The sequence below is a fragment of the Streptomyces koelreuteriae genome (assembly GCF_018604545.1).
Taxonomy (GTDB): domain Bacteria; phylum Actinomycetota; class Actinomycetes; order Streptomycetales; family Streptomycetaceae; genus Streptomyces; species Streptomyces koelreuteriae.
In genome coordinates this window covers 7,172,022-7,187,584 of record NZ_CP075896.1, presented here as the reverse complement: position 1 = coordinate 7,187,584, position 15,563 = coordinate 7,172,022, and the positions used below count along the sequence as shown (strand labels likewise).

At 71.1% G+C, this 15,563-nt stretch carries 11 protein-coding genes; 7 read left to right on the top strand and 4 right to left on the bottom strand.

From position 1 onward, the window contains the following. Position 1 precedes the first annotated feature (1 nt). Together KJK29_RS32420 and KJK29_RS32415 are read right to left on the bottom strand one after the other, a co-directional pair. On the bottom strand, positions 2-436 hold the full coding sequence (locus KJK29_RS32420) for a roadblock/LC7 domain-containing protein (RefSeq protein ID WP_030247150.1): 435 nt from the start codon (positions 434-436) through the stop codon (positions 2-4). Continuing rightward, complete coding sequence (locus tag KJK29_RS32415) at positions 433-3,507, bottom strand: sensor histidine kinase (RefSeq protein ID WP_215122713.1); 3,075 nt, start codon at positions 3,505-3,507, stop codon at positions 433-435. The genes KJK29_RS32420 and KJK29_RS32415 overlap by 4 nt, the downstream gene beginning before the upstream one ends. A 420-nt stretch (positions 3,508-3,927) precedes the next feature. Here KJK29_RS32415 and KJK29_RS32410 point away from each other — a divergent pair, with 420 nt between their 5' ends. Next, entirely contained in the window at positions 3,928-4,491 is a 564-nt protein-coding gene (locus KJK29_RS32410; RefSeq protein ID WP_251057988.1) for a hypothetical protein, read from the top strand. 103 nt (positions 4,492-4,594) lie between these two features. Here the strand turns inward: KJK29_RS32410 and KJK29_RS32405 are convergent, their stop codons facing one another. Then, positions 4,595-5,785 (bottom strand): NAD(P)/FAD-dependent oxidoreductase, encoded by a 1,191-nt coding sequence (locus KJK29_RS32405; RefSeq protein ID WP_215122711.1) that lies wholly within the window; start codon positions 5,783-5,785, stop codon positions 4,595-4,597. A 199-nt stretch (positions 5,786-5,984) separates the two neighbouring features. Further along, positions 5,985-6,308, bottom strand: coding sequence for a bifunctional 3-phenylpropionate/cinnamic acid dioxygenase ferredoxin subunit (locus tag KJK29_RS32400; protein WP_215122710.1), 324 nt, complete (start codon positions 6,306-6,308; stop codon positions 5,985-5,987). Positions 6,309-6,624: 316 nt separating this feature from the next. Between KJK29_RS32400 and KJK29_RS32395 the strand changes: the two genes are divergently transcribed. The 6 genes from KJK29_RS32395 (at position 6,625) to KJK29_RS32370 (ending at position 15,557) form a co-directional block, all read left to right on the top strand. Further along, the gene (locus KJK29_RS32395) at positions 6,625-7,479 is read left to right on the top strand and encodes an IclR family transcriptional regulator (RefSeq protein WP_215122709.1); all 855 of its coding nucleotides are present in this window, start codon (positions 6,625-6,627) and stop codon (positions 7,477-7,479) included. A gap of 216 nt (positions 7,480-7,695) precedes the next feature. Beyond that, positions 7,696-8,781 carry an S-(hydroxymethyl)mycothiol dehydrogenase gene (locus KJK29_RS32390; RefSeq protein ID WP_215122708.1) on the top strand — a complete coding sequence of 362 codons (1,086 nt, stop codon included), beginning with the start codon at positions 7,696-7,698 and terminating at the stop codon, positions 8,779-8,781. A gap of 99 nt (positions 8,782-8,880) precedes the next feature. Continuing rightward, positions 8,881-11,331, top strand: coding sequence for a GcvT family protein (locus KJK29_RS32385; protein WP_215122707.1), 2,451 nt, complete (start codon positions 8,881-8,883; stop codon positions 11,329-11,331). Between the two features lie 34 nt (positions 11,332-11,365). After that, positions 11,366-12,508: an aromatic ring-hydroxylating oxygenase subunit alpha gene (locus KJK29_RS32380; RefSeq protein WP_215122706.1), complete on the top strand. Its 1,143-nt coding sequence runs from the start codon at positions 11,366-11,368 to the stop codon at positions 12,506-12,508. Further along, a complete protein-coding gene (locus KJK29_RS32375) occupies positions 12,489-13,955 on the top strand; it encodes an aldehyde dehydrogenase family protein (RefSeq protein ID WP_215122705.1) in 1,467 nt (488 codons plus the stop codon). The genes KJK29_RS32380 and KJK29_RS32375 overlap by 20 nt, the downstream gene beginning before the upstream one ends. A 39-nt stretch (positions 13,956-13,994) precedes the next feature. Then, positions 13,995-15,557: an APC family permease gene (locus tag KJK29_RS32370; protein ID WP_215122704.1), complete on the top strand. Its 1,563-nt coding sequence runs from the start codon at positions 13,995-13,997 to the stop codon at positions 15,555-15,557. Positions 15,558-15,563: the final 6 nt, after the last annotated feature.

Here is a 15,563-nt window from a genome sequence, read left to right as displayed (position 1 = left end):
ACTACCCGCCTGCGGGCAGATCGGTGCGCGGAGCGGCACCCAGATGTACACCGACCCGCTTCACGAGGAGCGTCATCTCGTAGGCGACCTGACCGACGTCCGAGTCGGCGTCCGAGAGGACGGCGAGGCAGCTGCCGTCACCGGCGGCGGTCACGAACAGAAAGGCGTCGTCGAGCTCGACGACCGTCTGGCGGACGTTGCCGGCCTCGAAATGGCGTCCCACACCCTTGGCGAGGCTGTGGAACCCGGAGGCGACGGCAGCCAAGTGCTCGCTGTCCTCCCTGGTCAGGTCCCTGGACACGCCCGTCGGCAAACCGTCGCCGGAGAGCACGAGGGCCTTGCGGATGCTCGCGACGCGGTCCACCAGGTCGTCGAGGAGCCAGTTCAGCTCCCCCTTGATGGTCGCGGTGTGGCCGGTCGCCTTCGGTGCGGTCATCGACCGTCCCCCTCTGTCGTTCCTTGTCGTGCTGCGCCGCTGTGGGCGGCATCGCCCGCGGCGTTCTCGTCACGGCCGCGCTGCCAGCCGCGCTGGAGCGAGGCCATGCGGCTGCGTACTTCCTCGGCGTCGCGTTCGACGGGCTCGGCCTTGTCCTCGGTACGCGGCTCGGTCCCCCGCTTCAGCTGCGGAGCCAGGTTGGCCTGTCGAACGCGCCGGGGCAGCGGCGTGGTGCCGGAGCCGGCCCCCCGCAGCGGGGAACCGGGTGCCGTGCCGGTGTCCTGTGGCGCGGCGCCGGAGCCGGCCTGGCCGCGCGTGGGCCGGCCACTGCTCTCCCGCGTGGGCCCCGGGCGGTGGTCGGGTGTGTCCGGGCCACTGGACGCGATCTCCGCTCGGCGGGTGCGTTTGGGCAGAGCGGGCGGTTCCGGCCCCTCGCCGACGGCGCTGCCGGGCGTGGCCGGGGGTTCGGCGTGGTCGGCGCCGCGGCCGACCGCGCCGATGGCCGGGCGAGCGGATTCCGACCCCCGGCGACGGGCCGGCAGGGGCGGCGGTGCGTCGGTCCGTGCCTCGTCCCGCCCGGTGCCGGTCGAGGAGTTCTCGGTGCGGCGCCGGACCGGAAGTGTGTGCTCCGGCCCGGAGCGGCCCGTGGACCGGCCGCTCGCGGACTCCTCGCCCCGGCGACGCGAGGGCAGCGAGGACATGGCCCCCGAGTCCGCTCGGCCGGTGGACGTGGTGGGCTCCTCGTCGGGCTTGCCTCGACGGGGGCGCTGCTCGGTGACCGGGCGCCCGTGCGAGCTGACCAGCTTGGGGGTGTGGCGGCGGGGCGGTACGGCCGGAGCGCCGAGTTCGTCGTCGGTGTCGGTCCGGTCCCGTCCGCCGCGGGCGTCGCTCTGCTGCTGCGGATCGGGGCGGCCGGCTGTCTCGTCCTGGGCGCGGGTGAGGGAGGGGCGGGAGCGGAAGAGGGTGCCGTTCTCGTCGTCGAGGGAGCCGGAGAACCCGCTGATGGCGTCCAGGTCCACCGGGGCCTCCAGCTCGACCGGGCCGTCCAGGAGGGAGGCGGGCAGACCGGGACGCTGTGCGGGCGCCTGGGACAGGGCGGCACGGCGGCTGTCCTGCGGCTCGCTCTCGCCGGCCAGCTGGGGGCGGTCGAGGCGGAATCCGATGCCGTTCGTGTCCGGGATGTCGTCCGTCAGCAGCGCGTCCGGGATGAAGACGACGGCGGTCGTGCCTCCGTACGGGGAGGGCTGCAGGGAGACCCGGACGTTCTGCCGCTGGGCGAGCCGGCTGACCACGAACAGACCGAGCCGGTCGGTGTCGGACAGCTCGAACTCCGGCGTCTCGGCGAGCCGGAGGTTGGCGTCCAGGAGCGCTTCGGCGGCCATGCCGAGGCCGCGGTCGTGGATCTCCAGGGTGAAGCCATTGGCGACGCGCTCGCCCAGGACCTGGACGGCGGTGTGCGGCGGCGAGAAGACGGTGGCGTTCTCCAGGAGTTCGGCCACGAGATGGGTGAGGTCGGCGACGGCCGGGCCGGTGACGGCGATACGGGGGAGGCGACGGACCTCGATGCGCTCGTAGTCCTCGACCTCGGCGACGGCGGCGCGTACGACGTCCATGAGCTGGACGGGCTTGCGCCACTGACGGGAGGGTGCGGCGCCGGAGAGGATCACGAGGCCCTCGGCGTGCCGGCGCATGCGGGTGGTCAGGTGGTCGATGCGGAAGAGGTCGGCGAGTTCCTCGGTGTCCTCGGTCCTGCGTTCCATGGCGTCGAGCAGGGTGAGCTGCCGGTGGAGCAGGACCTGGCTGCGGCGCGCGAGGTTCACGAAGACCTCGGAGACGCCGGCGCGCAGCTCGGCCTGTTTGACGGCGGCTTCGACGGCGGCGCGCTGCAGGGTGTTGAGGGCCTGGCCGACCTCGCCCATCTCGTTCTTGTCGTACTCGAGGTGCGGGACCTCGGTCTCGACGTCGACCTGTTCGCCCGCGGAGAGGCGGCGCATCACGCTGGGCAGCCGGACCCCGGACGCCTCGTGGGCCTCCAGGCGGAGCTGCCGCAGATCGCGGATGAGGGTGCGGCCGACGCGCACGGACAGGAAGAGGGAGACCAGGAGCGCGAGCAGGCCGAGCGCGCCGGCGATGACCGCCTTGGCGATGACGCCCATGGCCACCGGGTCGACGCGGTCCTGGTAGCGGTCGTTGGCCTGGTCGTTGAGGGTGCCGAGTTCGTCGAGCACGTTGCCGGCGGCGCTGTCCCAGCTCTTCGCGGAGACCCCGCGGGGGGCTCCGGACCCGGAGGAGACGGCCGCTTCCTCGGCCACGCGCAGAGGGGCGGAGGAGGCGTTCTTCCAGAAGCTCTCGTAGCGGTCGCGCTCCGCGACGGGCAGCAGCGGCAGGTTGGCGTCGTACATCAGGGTGCGCTGGGCCACGAGGTCGGAGATGTCGCGCTCTTCGGAGTGGGTGATCCTGCCGACGATCAGGGCGGAGCCGAGGAGGGCGTCCTCCCGGGAGAGGAGTTCGCGGGCGCGGGCGAGATTGACCAGTGCGCGGTACTGCTTGTCCAGTTCGACGTTGTCGACCACATGCAGGTTGGCCAACAGGACGTAGCAGGGGTCGACGAGCCGGTTGTAGAGGTCGAGGGCCTGGGAACGGTTGACGGTGCCGTCCTCGACACTGCTGCGAAGTGACTCGATGCCTTCGAAGGCGTCCAGGACCGCGGTCAGCCGCTCGTCGGTGTCCTCGCCCATCGCGTCGCGCACGTCCGGATTCCGGGCGTTCTCACGGATACCGGCGACGGCCTCGTCGGTGGCGGTCCGGCTGCGCCTGAGCGCTGCGAGCCCGTCGGAGGCGCGGGGGTCGGCGAGGTGGACGAGGGTCTGGCGGCGTTCCTCCTGGAGGACGCGGACGGTGTCCTCGATGGGGTAGCCGATCTTCTCCACCACGGACGACACATTGAACAGGTCGGCCGCCTCACGCCCCGTGAGCACCGTGGCGAAGGCCCAGATCGCACTCAGGGACACCAGCGGCACGAGAAGCAGCGCCACGATCTTCCGGCGGATGGACTTCCCGCGAAAGCGCATGGCCTCCCCCAGCTCGGGCCCCCGGCCTACCGGGGGTACACATGTGCGTCAACAAACGGCGCGAGCCTACTACCGACCCACAGGGAACTCGAAGACCGGTCCGGAAGGTGAACTTCCGCGCCAGCCACGAGGCATGGGGAGTTGTCCGGGCATTGCGGGAGTTGTCTCCCCGAATCCGGGGGCGGCCGTGGGGGCCGATCGGCGTGACGCGCCAAGGCGGTTGGCTGAAATTTTTCGCTTCTTGGGAATCTTCGTGGTGGGTTGTTCGTCCTTCTCTACGGGAGATGGGGGCGGAATCGGCCACAGGAGCCGCATCCCGCACCTGGGCGGCGTAATACAGCGCAAGCCGGGCAGCCACTGGGGAGCACGGGTCTTCGGATACGGGCGAGCGGTCTGCTGGCGGTGGGGAGTGACACGTTGATGGGCACGGCGGAGCGGCGCGGGACGTCCAGGGCTGGTGGGGCGCCCGTGCCGGGGCATCGGAGTCGCGAGGCGGTTGATCGCGGCATTCCGGCCGAGGAGACGAGGACCAGAGCTCATGAGAGAGAGGCCCTGACCCACGAGGGGGGCCGCGGCGTACGCGAGCAGCAGTACAACCGGCCCCTGTGGGTCGAGGAACCGGCGCGGCGACGGCGGTTGCCGGACCCGGTGCGGACGGCGGCCGTGCGGGCGGTGCTCCTCATCGCCTTGACGCTGATCCAGGCGATGGTGGCCTTCCTGTGCACGATGGCCGGCTCCTGGCTGGCGTTCCCCATGGTGATCAGCAGCGTGGTCAGCACGATCGCGGCCACCTGGGGAGCCCTCGACGTATGGGTGACGCGTCAGGTCTGGAACCAGCGCCACGGCGTGGTGTCCATGCCGAGCAGCACGGCACGGGCCCTGCGCCGTGAGCGGCGCCGGGCCCGACGGCAGGCACGCGCGGCCGTGCGGGCCCAGGAGCGGATACGCAGGCGGGGCGGGGCCGGGCAGCTGTCCCACTCGTGAGGAGTGGCGGCACGGGGCTTGTGGCGCTGCGTCCGGGCCTCGGAGCAGACCTGCGTCCGAGCCTTGGAGCGGACGCCCGGCCGAGGCCCCATGCCGGTCCTCCTCACCTGGCGGCGGACCGCACCTGCTCCTCCCCCGCGCCCCGGGCGAGTTCGCGTCGCGCCCGCATGAACGGGCGCGGGCGGTCCACGGCGAGCACCGCGGTCGTCCGGCCGTCCCGTTCGTACCGGGCGAGGAAGCCGCCCTCGGCCGGTGCGCCGTCGGAGAGTTCGCCCTCGGTGATGCGGACGGTGTCGCCGTCCGCACGCCGGCCGGTGAACTGGATGCGGGCGCCGTACTGGTCGGACCAGAAATAGGGCACGGCGGTCGCGGTCTCGACGGTTCGCCCGGCGAGCAGGTTGGCCACGGCGGCTCTGGGCTGCTGAGTGGCCGATGTCCAGTGCTCGGCGCGGGTGCCGCCGACGCAGGCGACGTCGCCGACGGCGACCACCTGGGGCAAGGCCGTCGCACAGCCGTCGTCGCACAGGACGCCGTCGTGCAGGGCCAGGGACGAACCGGCCAGCCAGGCGGTGTTGGGGGTGGCGCCGATTCCGACGATGACGATGTCGGCGGGGAGGGTGCGGCCGTCGGTGAGATCCACCCCGGTGACCGCGCTGGTGCCCCGCAGTCCGCTCACGCCGGTGCCGGTGACCAGGTCCACCCCGCCGCGACGGTGCAGTGCGGCGCACACGGCGGCCATCTCGGCGCCGAGTTGGGGCACCAGAGGGAGCGGAGCGGCCTCGACGACGGTGACGCGGTGGCCGAGGGAGGAGCAGGAGGACGCGGTCTCGGCGCCGATGAAGCCGCCGCCGATGACGACGACGCGGCACGGGCCCCGGGTGAGTTCCTCGCGCAGAGCACGGGCGTCGTCCAGGGTGCGCAGCGTGTGTACGCCGGCGAGGGTGTCGCCGGGGAGACGGCGGGCCGAGGCGCCGGTGGCGATGACGACGCCGTCGGTGGACACGGTGCGGCCGTCGTCGAGGAGCACGGTGCGGCCGCGGGCGTCGAGGGCTCGGGCGCGGACGCCGAGGATCCACTCGGCGTCGAGTTCGGTGGTCTCCTCGGTGTCGGTGAGGGCGAGTCGGGTCTCGTCGGCTCGGCCGGTGAGGAAGTCCTTGGAGAGGGGAGGCCGGTCGTAGGGGTGGTGGGGTTCGTCGCCGACGATCACCAGACGCCCGTCGTAGCCCTGGGCGCGCAGTTCCCGGGCCGCGTAGAGGCCGGAGAGGGACGCGCCGACGATGGTCACGGTTCGCATGCGGCATGCCTCCTCGCGGCGTCCCACGCACTGGCTCCACCCGTCACGGCACTGCTCATGACGGCATCAGCCTTGCCGGCTCCGCCCGTTGCGGGCCCACTGCCGGTGTCCGGGGCGCCGGCTCCGCCGGAGGTGGTGTGCGCGCTCCCGGCAACCATGGGGCCAGTCGTGCCGCTCGGGCCGCCCTCGCGTTGCGTGTTCACGCGGCCGTCCCCTCCTCCGCTGCGAGGTGGACGTGGATGAGGCCGTCCACGACGGTGACGCTGTGGGTCCGGACGGCGCGGCGGGCCGGGAGGCAGGTCGGGCGGCCCGTGCGCAGGTCGAACGAGGCGGCGTGCAGCGGGCATTCGACCAGACAGCCCTCCAGCCAGCCCTCGGAGAGGGAGGCGTCCTGGTGGGTGCAGGTGTCGTCGATGGCGTAGAGGTCACCGTCGTCGGTGTGGAACACGGCGACGGGCGGTGTCGTCTCGATACGGACGGATTCGCCCTTGGGGAGGTCTTCGAGGCGGCAGACGGGAATCACGGGCCCCCCTTTCGGTCCGGGACGTGGCCGGACCGTTCGGCCAGACTGTAGGCAGTTCGTGGGAGTGCGACGGACCGGGGCGGGTCCGGGCACGGAGAGGTTTTTGTGGCGCCGGCGTCCGGTCGAGCCGTCGGGACCGAGTCCCCCTGCCGGGAGCTCGTCCCCTTCCGAGATCCGGACGCTTCGGTAACATGATGTTTCACATGGCGCATTGGCAAGCGCTATACGCAACAGAATCCGGGCGGGGCGACCGTCGCGTCAAGGGTTTCCCGAAGATGCGGCCCAAACAGGGCCGACAGGTGGTGAGAGTTCAGCCATGACCCGCACGCAGAAGCAGTCCGACCGCGACGAGAACCCGACCCAGAACGCCGCGGAGAGTACGGGAGACGGCACGGCCAAGCCGGGTGGCAGAGGCGCGGCGAGTGCGGTCCAGTCGGTGGATCGCGCCGTGAGCGTCCTGGAGATCCTCGCCCGGCACGGCGAGGCGGGCGTCACCGAGATCGCCGACGAGCTGGACGTGCACAAGTCCACGGCGTTCCGGCTCCTCGGCGTGCTGGAGAACCGCGGCCTGGTGGCCCAGGCGAAGGACCGCGGCAAGTACTACCTGGGCGCCGGCGTACTGCGCCTCGCGGGGGCGGCGGCAGTGCGGCTGGATGTCTCGCAGGAGGGCGTCCCGGTGTGCCGGGAACTCGCCGACGAGCTGGGCGAGACGGTCAACATCGCGGTCCTGGACGACGACGCGGCGGTCAACATCATGCAGGCCCGGGGCACCGCCTCCGTCACCGCGCAGAACTGGCTCGGCCGCCGTACCCCGCTGCACGCCACGTCCAGCGGCAAGGTGCTGTTCGCCCACATGCCGCCGACCCTGCGCGAAGGCCTGCTGGCGCGCCCGCTGCACCGGTTCACGGAGCGCACGGTCACGGTCGCGTCCATGCTGCGCGGCGAGCTGGACACCGTCGTGCAGCAGGGCTACGCGATCACGGTCGAGGAGCTGGAGATCGGTCTCGCGGCGGCGGCGTCGCCGATCCGCTCGCACGACGGCAAGGTCATCGCGTCGCTCAGTGTCTCGGGGCCGGTGTACCGGCTGAGCCAGGAGCGGCTGCCGGAGCTGGCGAAGCGTACGGAGGCGGCGGCGGCCGAGCTGTCCCGCCGTATGGGATACGGCTTCTGATGTAGCCCGGGCGGATCGGCCGGAGCGCAGGAGACGCAGCGCGGGACCAGGTGAGATCCCTGGTCCCGCGCTGTTGTGTGTCCGGTGTGTTTCGCCCGTCCCGTTCCGTTTTCCAAGGCTTGACACGTACCTCTTGACGGCTCGTTGATGCGATTCCCACTATGTTCCTCATCGCGCAACCCATCGTGCATTGCGCAACAGCAGAGGAGCGTGGTCGTGCCACACGAGGTCCGTGCCGCAGTCGCTGTCAAGAAGGGCGCACCCGTCGAGGTGCAGACGATCCTGGTTCCCGATCCCGGCCCCGGGGAGGTCCTGGTCACCGTGCAGGCGTGCGGGGTGTGCCACACGGATCTGCACTACCGGGAGGGCGCGATCGCGGACGATTTCCCGTTCCTGCTGGGCCATGAGGCGGCCGGCACGATCGAGGCGGTCGGCGAGGGCGTCACCGACCTCAAACCCGGCGACTACGTGGTGCTGGCCTGGCGTGCTCCCTGCGGCCGTTGTCGTTCCTGTCGCCGTGGCCGCCCCTGGTACTGCTTCGACTCCCGCAACGCCGCCCAGCCGATGACCCTGCTGGACGGCACGCCGCTCACCAACGCCCTCGGGATCGGCGCCTTCGCCGAGAAGACGCTGGTCGCGGCGGGTCAGGCGGTGAAGATCGACCCGGCCGCGCGCCCGGAGGCCGCGGGGCTCATCGGCTGCGGGGTGATGGCGGGCTACGGCGCCGCGGTCAACACCGGCCAGGTCGGCCGGGGCGACTCGGTCGCCGTGATCGGCTGCGGCGGCGTCGGCAACGCGGCGATCGCGGGCGCCTGTCTCAACGGCGCCATGAAGGTCATCGCCGTGGACATCGACGACAGGAAGCTCGACCGGGCGGAGAAGTTCGGCGCCACGCACACCGTCAACTCCCGGGGCACCGACCCTGTCGAGGCGGTGCGGGAACTCACGGACGGCTTCGGTGTCGACATCGCGATCGACGCGGTGGGCCGCCCCGAGACCTTCAAGCAGGCCTTCTACATGCGCGACCACGCGGGCCTGCTGGTCCAGGTCGGTGTGCCCTCCCCCGAGATGAAGGTCGAACTGCCGCTGATCGACGTGTTCTCGCGGGGCGGCGCGATCAAGTCGTCCTGGTACGGGGACTGTCTGCCGAGCCGGGACTTCCCGTTCCTCGTCGACCAGTACCTGTACGGGCTGCTGGACCTCAACGCCTTCGTCAGCGAGACCATCGCGCTCGATCAGGTGGAGGAGGCGTTCGCGAGGATGCACCGGGGTGAGGTGCTGCGCTCGGTCGTGGTCCTCTGAGCGCCGCGTAGACCCGACACCCCGCTCCCCCCCACTCCCCCCACTCCCCCAGCGTGTTCATCCACCCCGGCAAGGACAAGGCCAAGGAACAGGAGGGGCATGTCCCGCACACCCGAAATCCCCCGCGTGGTCGTCATCGGCGCCGGCATCGTCGGCTGCTCCCTCGCCGACGAGCTGACGGCCCGCGGCTGGACCGACGTCACCGTCCTCGAACAGGGGCCCCTGCCCGCCCCGGGCGGTTCCACCTCGCACGCGCCCGGCCTCGTCTTCCAGACCAGCCCCTCGAAGACGCTCACCGCCCTCGCCCGGTACACGGTCGAGAAGTTCACCTCGCTCGACGTCGACGGCGTCTCCTGCTTCAACTCGGTCGGCGGCCTGGAACTGGCCACCACTCCCGAGCGTCTCGCCGAGCTGCACCGCAGGGCCGGTTACGCCGCCGCCTGGGGCGTGCGCGGCGAGCTCGTCGGCGCCGCGCGCTGCAAGGAACTGTGGCCGCTGATCGACGAGTCGGTGGTCCTCGGCGGCCTCCACACCCCGGACGACGGCCTGGCGCGCGCCCTGCTCGCCGCCCGCGCCCAGATGACACGGGCCGCCGAGCGGGGCGCCCGCTTCCTGGACCGGCACACGGTCACCGGCATCGAGCGGCGGGACGGCCAGGTCACCGGAGTCGTCACCGACCGGGGCACCTTCCCGGCCGACCACGTCGTCTCGGCGGCCGGCTTCTGGGGCCCGGTCATCGGCCGCATGGCCGGGGTCGACGTCCCGCTGCAGCCGCTGGCCCACCAGTACGCGAGGACCAGGCCGCTCCCCGAGCTGAACGGTGCCACCGCGGAGGCCTCGAAGCCGATCCTCCGCTTCCAGGACCGCGACCTCTACTTCCGTGAGCACACCGACCGCATCGGCATCGGCTCCTACGCCCACCGGCCCCTGCCCGTCGACCCCTTCGCCGTCCTGCCGTACGACGAGGCCCGCGCCCGGCACATGGACATGCCGTCCTCCTATCCCTTCACGGAGGAGGACTGGGCGCCCAGCTGGGCCGACTGCCGCCGCCTGATGCCCGCCCTGCGTGACACCGAGATCGAGTCGGGCTTCAACGGCGTGTTCTCCTTCACCCCGGACGGCATGCCGGTCCTCGGCGAGTCCCGGGCGCTGCGCGGCTTCTGGCTGGCCGAGGCCGTCTGGGTCACGCACTCGGCCGGTGTCGCCAAGGCCGTCGCCGAGTGGATGGTGGACGGGCGGCCGTCGATCGACCTGCACGAGTGTGACCTCACGCGCTTCGAGGAGGCGCAGCGTTCCCCGTCGTACGTCCGTGACCGGGGTTCACAGCAGTTCGTCGAGGTGTACGACGTCATCCATCCGCTCCAGCCGTTGGAGCGGCCCCGGCCCCTGCGGGTCAGCCCCTTCCACGCCCGGCAACAGCAGCTCGGCGCGTACTTCCTGGAGGGCGGCGGCTGGGAGCGGCCGCACTGGTACGAGGCGAACGCCCCGCTGGTTGATGCCCTCGGTCCGCTGCCCGAGCGCGATGTCTGGTCGGCCCGCCACTGGTCGCCCATCGCGGCGGCCGAGGCCAGGGCGACGCGCGAGGGGGTCGCCCTCTACGACATGACGCCCCTGCGCCGCCTCGAGGTCACCGGCCCCGGAGCCCTCGGCTTCCTGGACCGTATGACCAGCAACAACCTCCGCAAGAAGCCCGGCGCGGTCACCTACACCCTCCTCCTCGACGAGACGGGCGGGATCCGCTCCGACCTGACCGTGGCGCGCCTCGCCCCCGACCGCTTCCAGGTCGGCGCCAACTCCCCCGCCGACCTCGACCTGCTGCTGCGCCACGCGCCCGCGGACGTCCACATCCGGGACATCACCTCCGGCACCTGCTGCGTCGGTGTGTGGGGCCCGCTCGCCCGTGACCTCGTCCAGCCGCTCACCGCCGACGACTTCTCGCACGAGGCCTTCGGCTACTTCCGCGCGAAGGAGACGTACATCGGGCATGTCCCGGTGACCGCGATGCGGCTGAGCTACGTCGGCGAGCTCGGCTGGGAGCTGTACACCACCGCCGACCTGGGGCTCCGGCTCTGGGACACGCTGTGGGAGGCCGGCCGGGACCTCGGTGTGGTCGCGGCGGGCCGCTCGGCCTTCAACTCCCTGCGCCTGGAGAAGGGCTATCGGGCCTGGGGCGTCGACATGACCGACGAGCACGATCCGTTCGAGGCGGGTGTCGGCTTCGCGGTCCGGATGGACAAGGAGGACTTCGTCGGCAAGGCGGCGCTTGCCGAGGCCGGCGAGCCCGGCCGCCGTCTCACCCCGCTCCTCCTCGACGACCCCGCCGCCGTCGTCCTCGGCAAGGAGCCCGTGTACGTCGACGGCACCCCCGCCGGCTACGTCACCAGCGCGTCGTACGGCTACACGCTCGGCCGTTGCGTCGCGTACGCCTGGCTGCCCGCCCGTCTCAGCGCGGGCACGGGCGTGCACATCGAGTACTTCGGCGAGAAGGTCCCCGCCACCGTCGCCGACGAGCCGCTGTTCGACCCGAAGATGACGCGCATCCGCCGCTAGCAGGCATGCCTTGGCCTCTCCGAGGAGCACGCACGTGACGACCACCCCGATCACCCCGAGCCTGATCGCCACCCTCCCCGGGCGCTACTACACCGACCCGGACGTCTTCCGGCAGGAGCAGGAGCACATCTTCGAGTCGATGTGGTTCTGTGCCGTCCGCAGCTCCGACCTGGACCGGCCCGGTGCCTTCCGCACCGTCCAGGTCGGTCGCGAGAACGTCATCATCACCCGGACCCGCAAGGGCGAACTGCGGGCCTTCCTCAACGTCTGCCGCCATCGCGGGGCGCGCCTGTGCACGGAGGAGTCGGGCGAGAACCGCCGCACCCTCCAGTGCCCGTACCACGCCTGGACGTACGACCTCGACGGCAAGTTGATCGCCGCACCCAACTTGATCAAGATGCCGGACGTCGACCGCGTCGCGTACGGGTTGATCAATGTCGCTCTGCGTGAGTGGCTCGGCTACGCCTGGGTGTGCCTGGCGGACGCACCGCCCTCCTTCGAGGAGACGGTCGTACAGGCCGCCGTCGAGCGGCTCGGCGACGTCGCGGCCATCGACCACTACGGCACGGAGAACCTCGCGCTCGGAAAACGCATCACCTATGACGTGAAGGCGAACTGGAAGCTGATCGTCGAGAACTTCATGGAGTGCTACCACTGCGCGACGATCCACCCCGAACTGACCGAGGTGCTCCCGGAGTTCGCCGAGGGGTACGCCGCCCAGTACTACGTGGGCCATGGCGCCGAGTTCGGCGACGAGGTCAAGGGCTTCACCGTCGACGGCGGCGAGGGCTTCGGCAGGCTTCCGGCCGTGGGCGCCGACCAGGACCGCCGCTACTACGCCATCACGATCAAGCCGGCGGTCTTCGTGAACCTCGTCCCGGACCACGTCATCCTGCACCGGATGTTCCCGCTCGCGGAGGACCGCACGGTCGTCGAGTGTGACTGGCTGTACGCGCCGGAGGTGGTGGAGTCAGGGGCGGATGTGTCGAGGTCGGTGGAGCTCTTTCATCGGGTGAACCTCCAAGATTTCGAGGCCTGTGAACGAACGCAGCCTGCGATGGCTTCCCGGGCGTACCGAAAAGGGGGTGTACTCGTGCCCAACGAGCACCACATCGGGATCTTCCACGAGTGGCTCGTCGAACGGCTGGGAGGCGCGCATGCCGGACCTGTTCATTGACGGTGAGTGGCGGGGCGCCCTCGACGAGCGCACCCGTGAGATCCGCTGCCCGGCCGACGGTTCCCTGGTCGGGGTCGTGGACGAGGCGGGCGGCAAGGACACGGTGGAGGCGATCGCCGCGGCCCGCCGGGCCTTCGACGAAGGGCCCTGGCCGCGGACGCCCGCGCAGGAACGCGGCGATATGCTGCTGCGCGTCGCGGACCTGCTCGTCCGGGACAAGGCGGCCCTCGCCCGCGCGGAGTCCCTGGACACGGGCAAGCGGCTCGTGGAGAGCGAGTACGACATCGACGACATCGCGAACTGCTTCCGCTACTTCGGGCGGCTGGTGGGGAGCGAGTCCGGCCGGGTCGTCGACACGGGCCGGGCGGACGTCGACAGCCGGGTGGTGCACGAGCCGGTCGGCGTGTGCGGGCTGATCACGCCCTGGAACTATCCGCTTCTGCAGACGGCGTGGAAGGTCGCCCCGGCTCTCGCGGCCGGGAACACCTTCGTGCTCAAGCCGAGCGAGCTGACCCCGCACACCGCGATCCACCTGCTGCGGCTGCTGGCGGAGGCCGGGCTTCCGCCGGGCGTCGGCAATCTGGTCCTCGGGGCGGGCCCGGAGGCGGGTGCCCCGCTCGGCGACCATCCGGACGTGGACCTCGTCTCCTTCACCGGCGGCCTGGAGACCGGCCGCCGGCTGATGGCCGCCGCCGCTCCGACGGTGAAGAAGGTGGCCCTCGAACTCGGTGGCAAGAACCCCAACATCGTCTTCGCCGACGCCGGCTTCGAGGCGGCCGTCGACATGGCGCTGACGGCCGTGTTCCTGCACTCGGGGCAGGTGTGCTCGGCCGGGACGCGGCTGCTCGTCGAGGACTGTCTGCACGACCGCTTCGTCGACGAGGTCGTACGACGGGCGCGGGAGATCCGGCTGGGCGGGCCGTTCGACGAACGGGCCCGGACCGGTCCGCTGATCTCGGCGGCGCATCGTGCCAAGGTCGAGGCCTATGTGGCGAAGGGCCTGGCGGAGGGCGCGGTGCTGCGCTGCGGCGGCTCGCGCCCGGACCGCCACGACCTGGCCGGCGGCTTCTACTACCCGCCCACCGTGCTGGACGAGTGCGCCGCGGGCATGTCCGTGGTCCAGGAGGAGTCCTTCGGGCCGGTCCTGACCGTCGAACGGTTCACGGGCGAGGAGGAGGCCGTACGTCTCGCCAACGACACGATCTACGGTCTCGCGGGCGCCGTGTGGACGAGCGACGAGGCCCGGGCCGCGCGGGTCGCGGACCGGCTGCGCCTCGGAACGGTCTGGATCAACGACTTCCACCCCTACGTTCCGCAGGCGGAATGGGGCGGTTTCAAGCAGTCAGGCTTCGGACGCGAACTCGGGCCCGCGGGGCTCGCCGAGTATCGCGAGACGAAGCACATATGGCGCAACACCCGTCCCACCCCCCAGGGTTGGTTCGACTGATCGAATCCGCCCCGAGGAACACCCATTGAGGAACCGCCCATGAGACCGACCACGCAGTCCAAAGACGCCCCCGGCCAGGACGACGCCGAACTCACCGAGTTCGGCTACAGACCCGAGCTCAAGCGCACTCTCGGCAACTTCCACACCTTCGCCGCCGGGATCAGCTACATATCGATCCTGACCGGAACCTTTCAGCTGTTCTACTTCGGCTACGGCAGCGGCGGACCCGCCTACTGGTGGTCGTGGCCGATGGTCTTCATCGGCCAGTTCATGGTCGCGCTCTGCTTCGCGGAGCTCGCCGCCCGCTATCCCGTCGCGGGCTCCGTCTACAACTGGTCGAAGAAGATAGGCAATCCGCATCTGGGCTGGCTCGCCGGCTGGATGATGCTGATCGCCTCGATCGTGTCCATCGCGGCCGTGGCGCTGGCCTATCAGCTGACGCTGCCGCAGATCTCGTCGTTCTTCCAGTTCGTGGGGGACGGCACCGGTACGTACGACGTGGCGACCAACGCGGTCATCCTGGCCGCGGTGTTGATCCTGTTCACCACCCTGGTGAACGCCTTCGGCGTCAAGTTGATGGCGAGGATCAACACGGCGGGCGTGTTCATCGAGTTGATCGCCACTGTCGTATTGATCGTCATGTTTGCCGTCCACATCACGCGCGGTCCGCAGGTCGTCATGGAGACGCAGGGCACCGGCGCGGGGTACGGAAACGGCTACCTGGGCGCCTTCCTGGTGGCCTCGCTGGCCTCCGCGTACGTCATGTACGGCTTCGACACGGCCGCCTCGCTCGGCGAGGAGTCCCTGGACCCGACCCGGAACGCCCCGCGCGCGATCATCCGGGCGATCGTGGCGTCCTTCGTGCTCGGCGGTCTGATCCTGCTGCTCGCGCTGATGAGCGTGTCCAGCCTCAAGGGCGAGCAGCTCTCCACGGACGGTCTGCAGTACATCGTCCTGAACGTGCTCGGCCCGACGGCCGGCAAGGCGATGCTGTGGTGTGTGCTGATCGCGGTGACGGTGTGCGCCCTGGCGGTCCACACGGCGGCCGTCCGGCTGGCGTTCGCGATGGCCCGCGACAACAACCTGCCCGCGTCCTCGAAGCTGGCCAAGTGCCATCCGCGCTTCCAGACGCCGGTCCTGCCGACCGTGATCATCGGGATCCTGGCGCTGGCGATCCTGGTGGTCAACATCCGCCAGCCGCAGATCTTCACCGTCGTCACCAGCATCGGCATCATCATGATCTACCTCGCCTACCTCGGTGTCACGGTGCCGCTGCTGGTCGCCCGGCTGCGCGGGAAGTGGCAGCCCGCGAGCGAGGGCCGCTTCTCCCTGGGCCGCTGGGGCCTGCCGGTCAACATCCTGGCCGTGCTGTGGGGCGGGGCCATGACGCTCAACCTCATCTGGCCGCGGGCCGCGGTCTACAACGCGGCGGCGCCCTACCACTGGTACCTGCGCTGGGGCGCGGTGCTGTTCGTGGCCGTCATCGCGGGCGGCGGCTTCGCCTACTACTGGTTCGTCCAGCGGCACCGGACCGGCGTGCTCGCCGAGCACCGCTCGGAGACCACGGCCTCGTCTCCCCTCTCCGCCCCGGCGGCCGACTGAAGGAGG

Excerpts from the sequence above, each read along its gene's own strand:
- KJK29_RS32420 (WP_030247150.1), bottom strand. The coding sequence starts at position 436 with ATGACCGCACCGAAGGCGACCGGCCACACCGCGACCATCAAGGGGGAG.
- KJK29_RS32415 (WP_215122713.1), bottom strand. The coding sequence starts at position 3,507 with ATGCGCTTTCGCGGGAAGTCCATCCGCCGGAAGATCGTGGCGCTGCTT.
- KJK29_RS32410 (WP_251057988.1), top strand. The coding sequence starts at position 3,928 with ATGGGCACGGCGGAGCGGCGCGGGACGTCCAGGGCTGGTGGGGCGCCC.
- KJK29_RS32405 (WP_215122711.1), bottom strand. The coding sequence starts at position 5,785 with ATGCGAACCGTGACCATCGTCGGCGCGTCCCTCTCCGGCCTCTACGCG.
- KJK29_RS32395 (WP_215122709.1), top strand. The coding sequence starts at position 6,625 with ATGACCCGCACGCAGAAGCAGTCCGACCGCGACGAGAACCCGACCCAG.
- KJK29_RS32385 (WP_215122707.1), top strand. The coding sequence starts at position 8,881 with ATGTCCCGCACACCCGAAATCCCCCGCGTGGTCGTCATCGGCGCCGGC.
- KJK29_RS32375 (WP_215122705.1), top strand. The coding sequence starts at position 12,489 with ATGCCGGACCTGTTCATTGACGGTGAGTGGCGGGGCGCCCTCGACGAG.
- KJK29_RS32370 (WP_215122704.1), top strand. The coding sequence starts at position 13,995 with ATGAGACCGACCACGCAGTCCAAAGACGCCCCCGGCCAGGACGACGCC.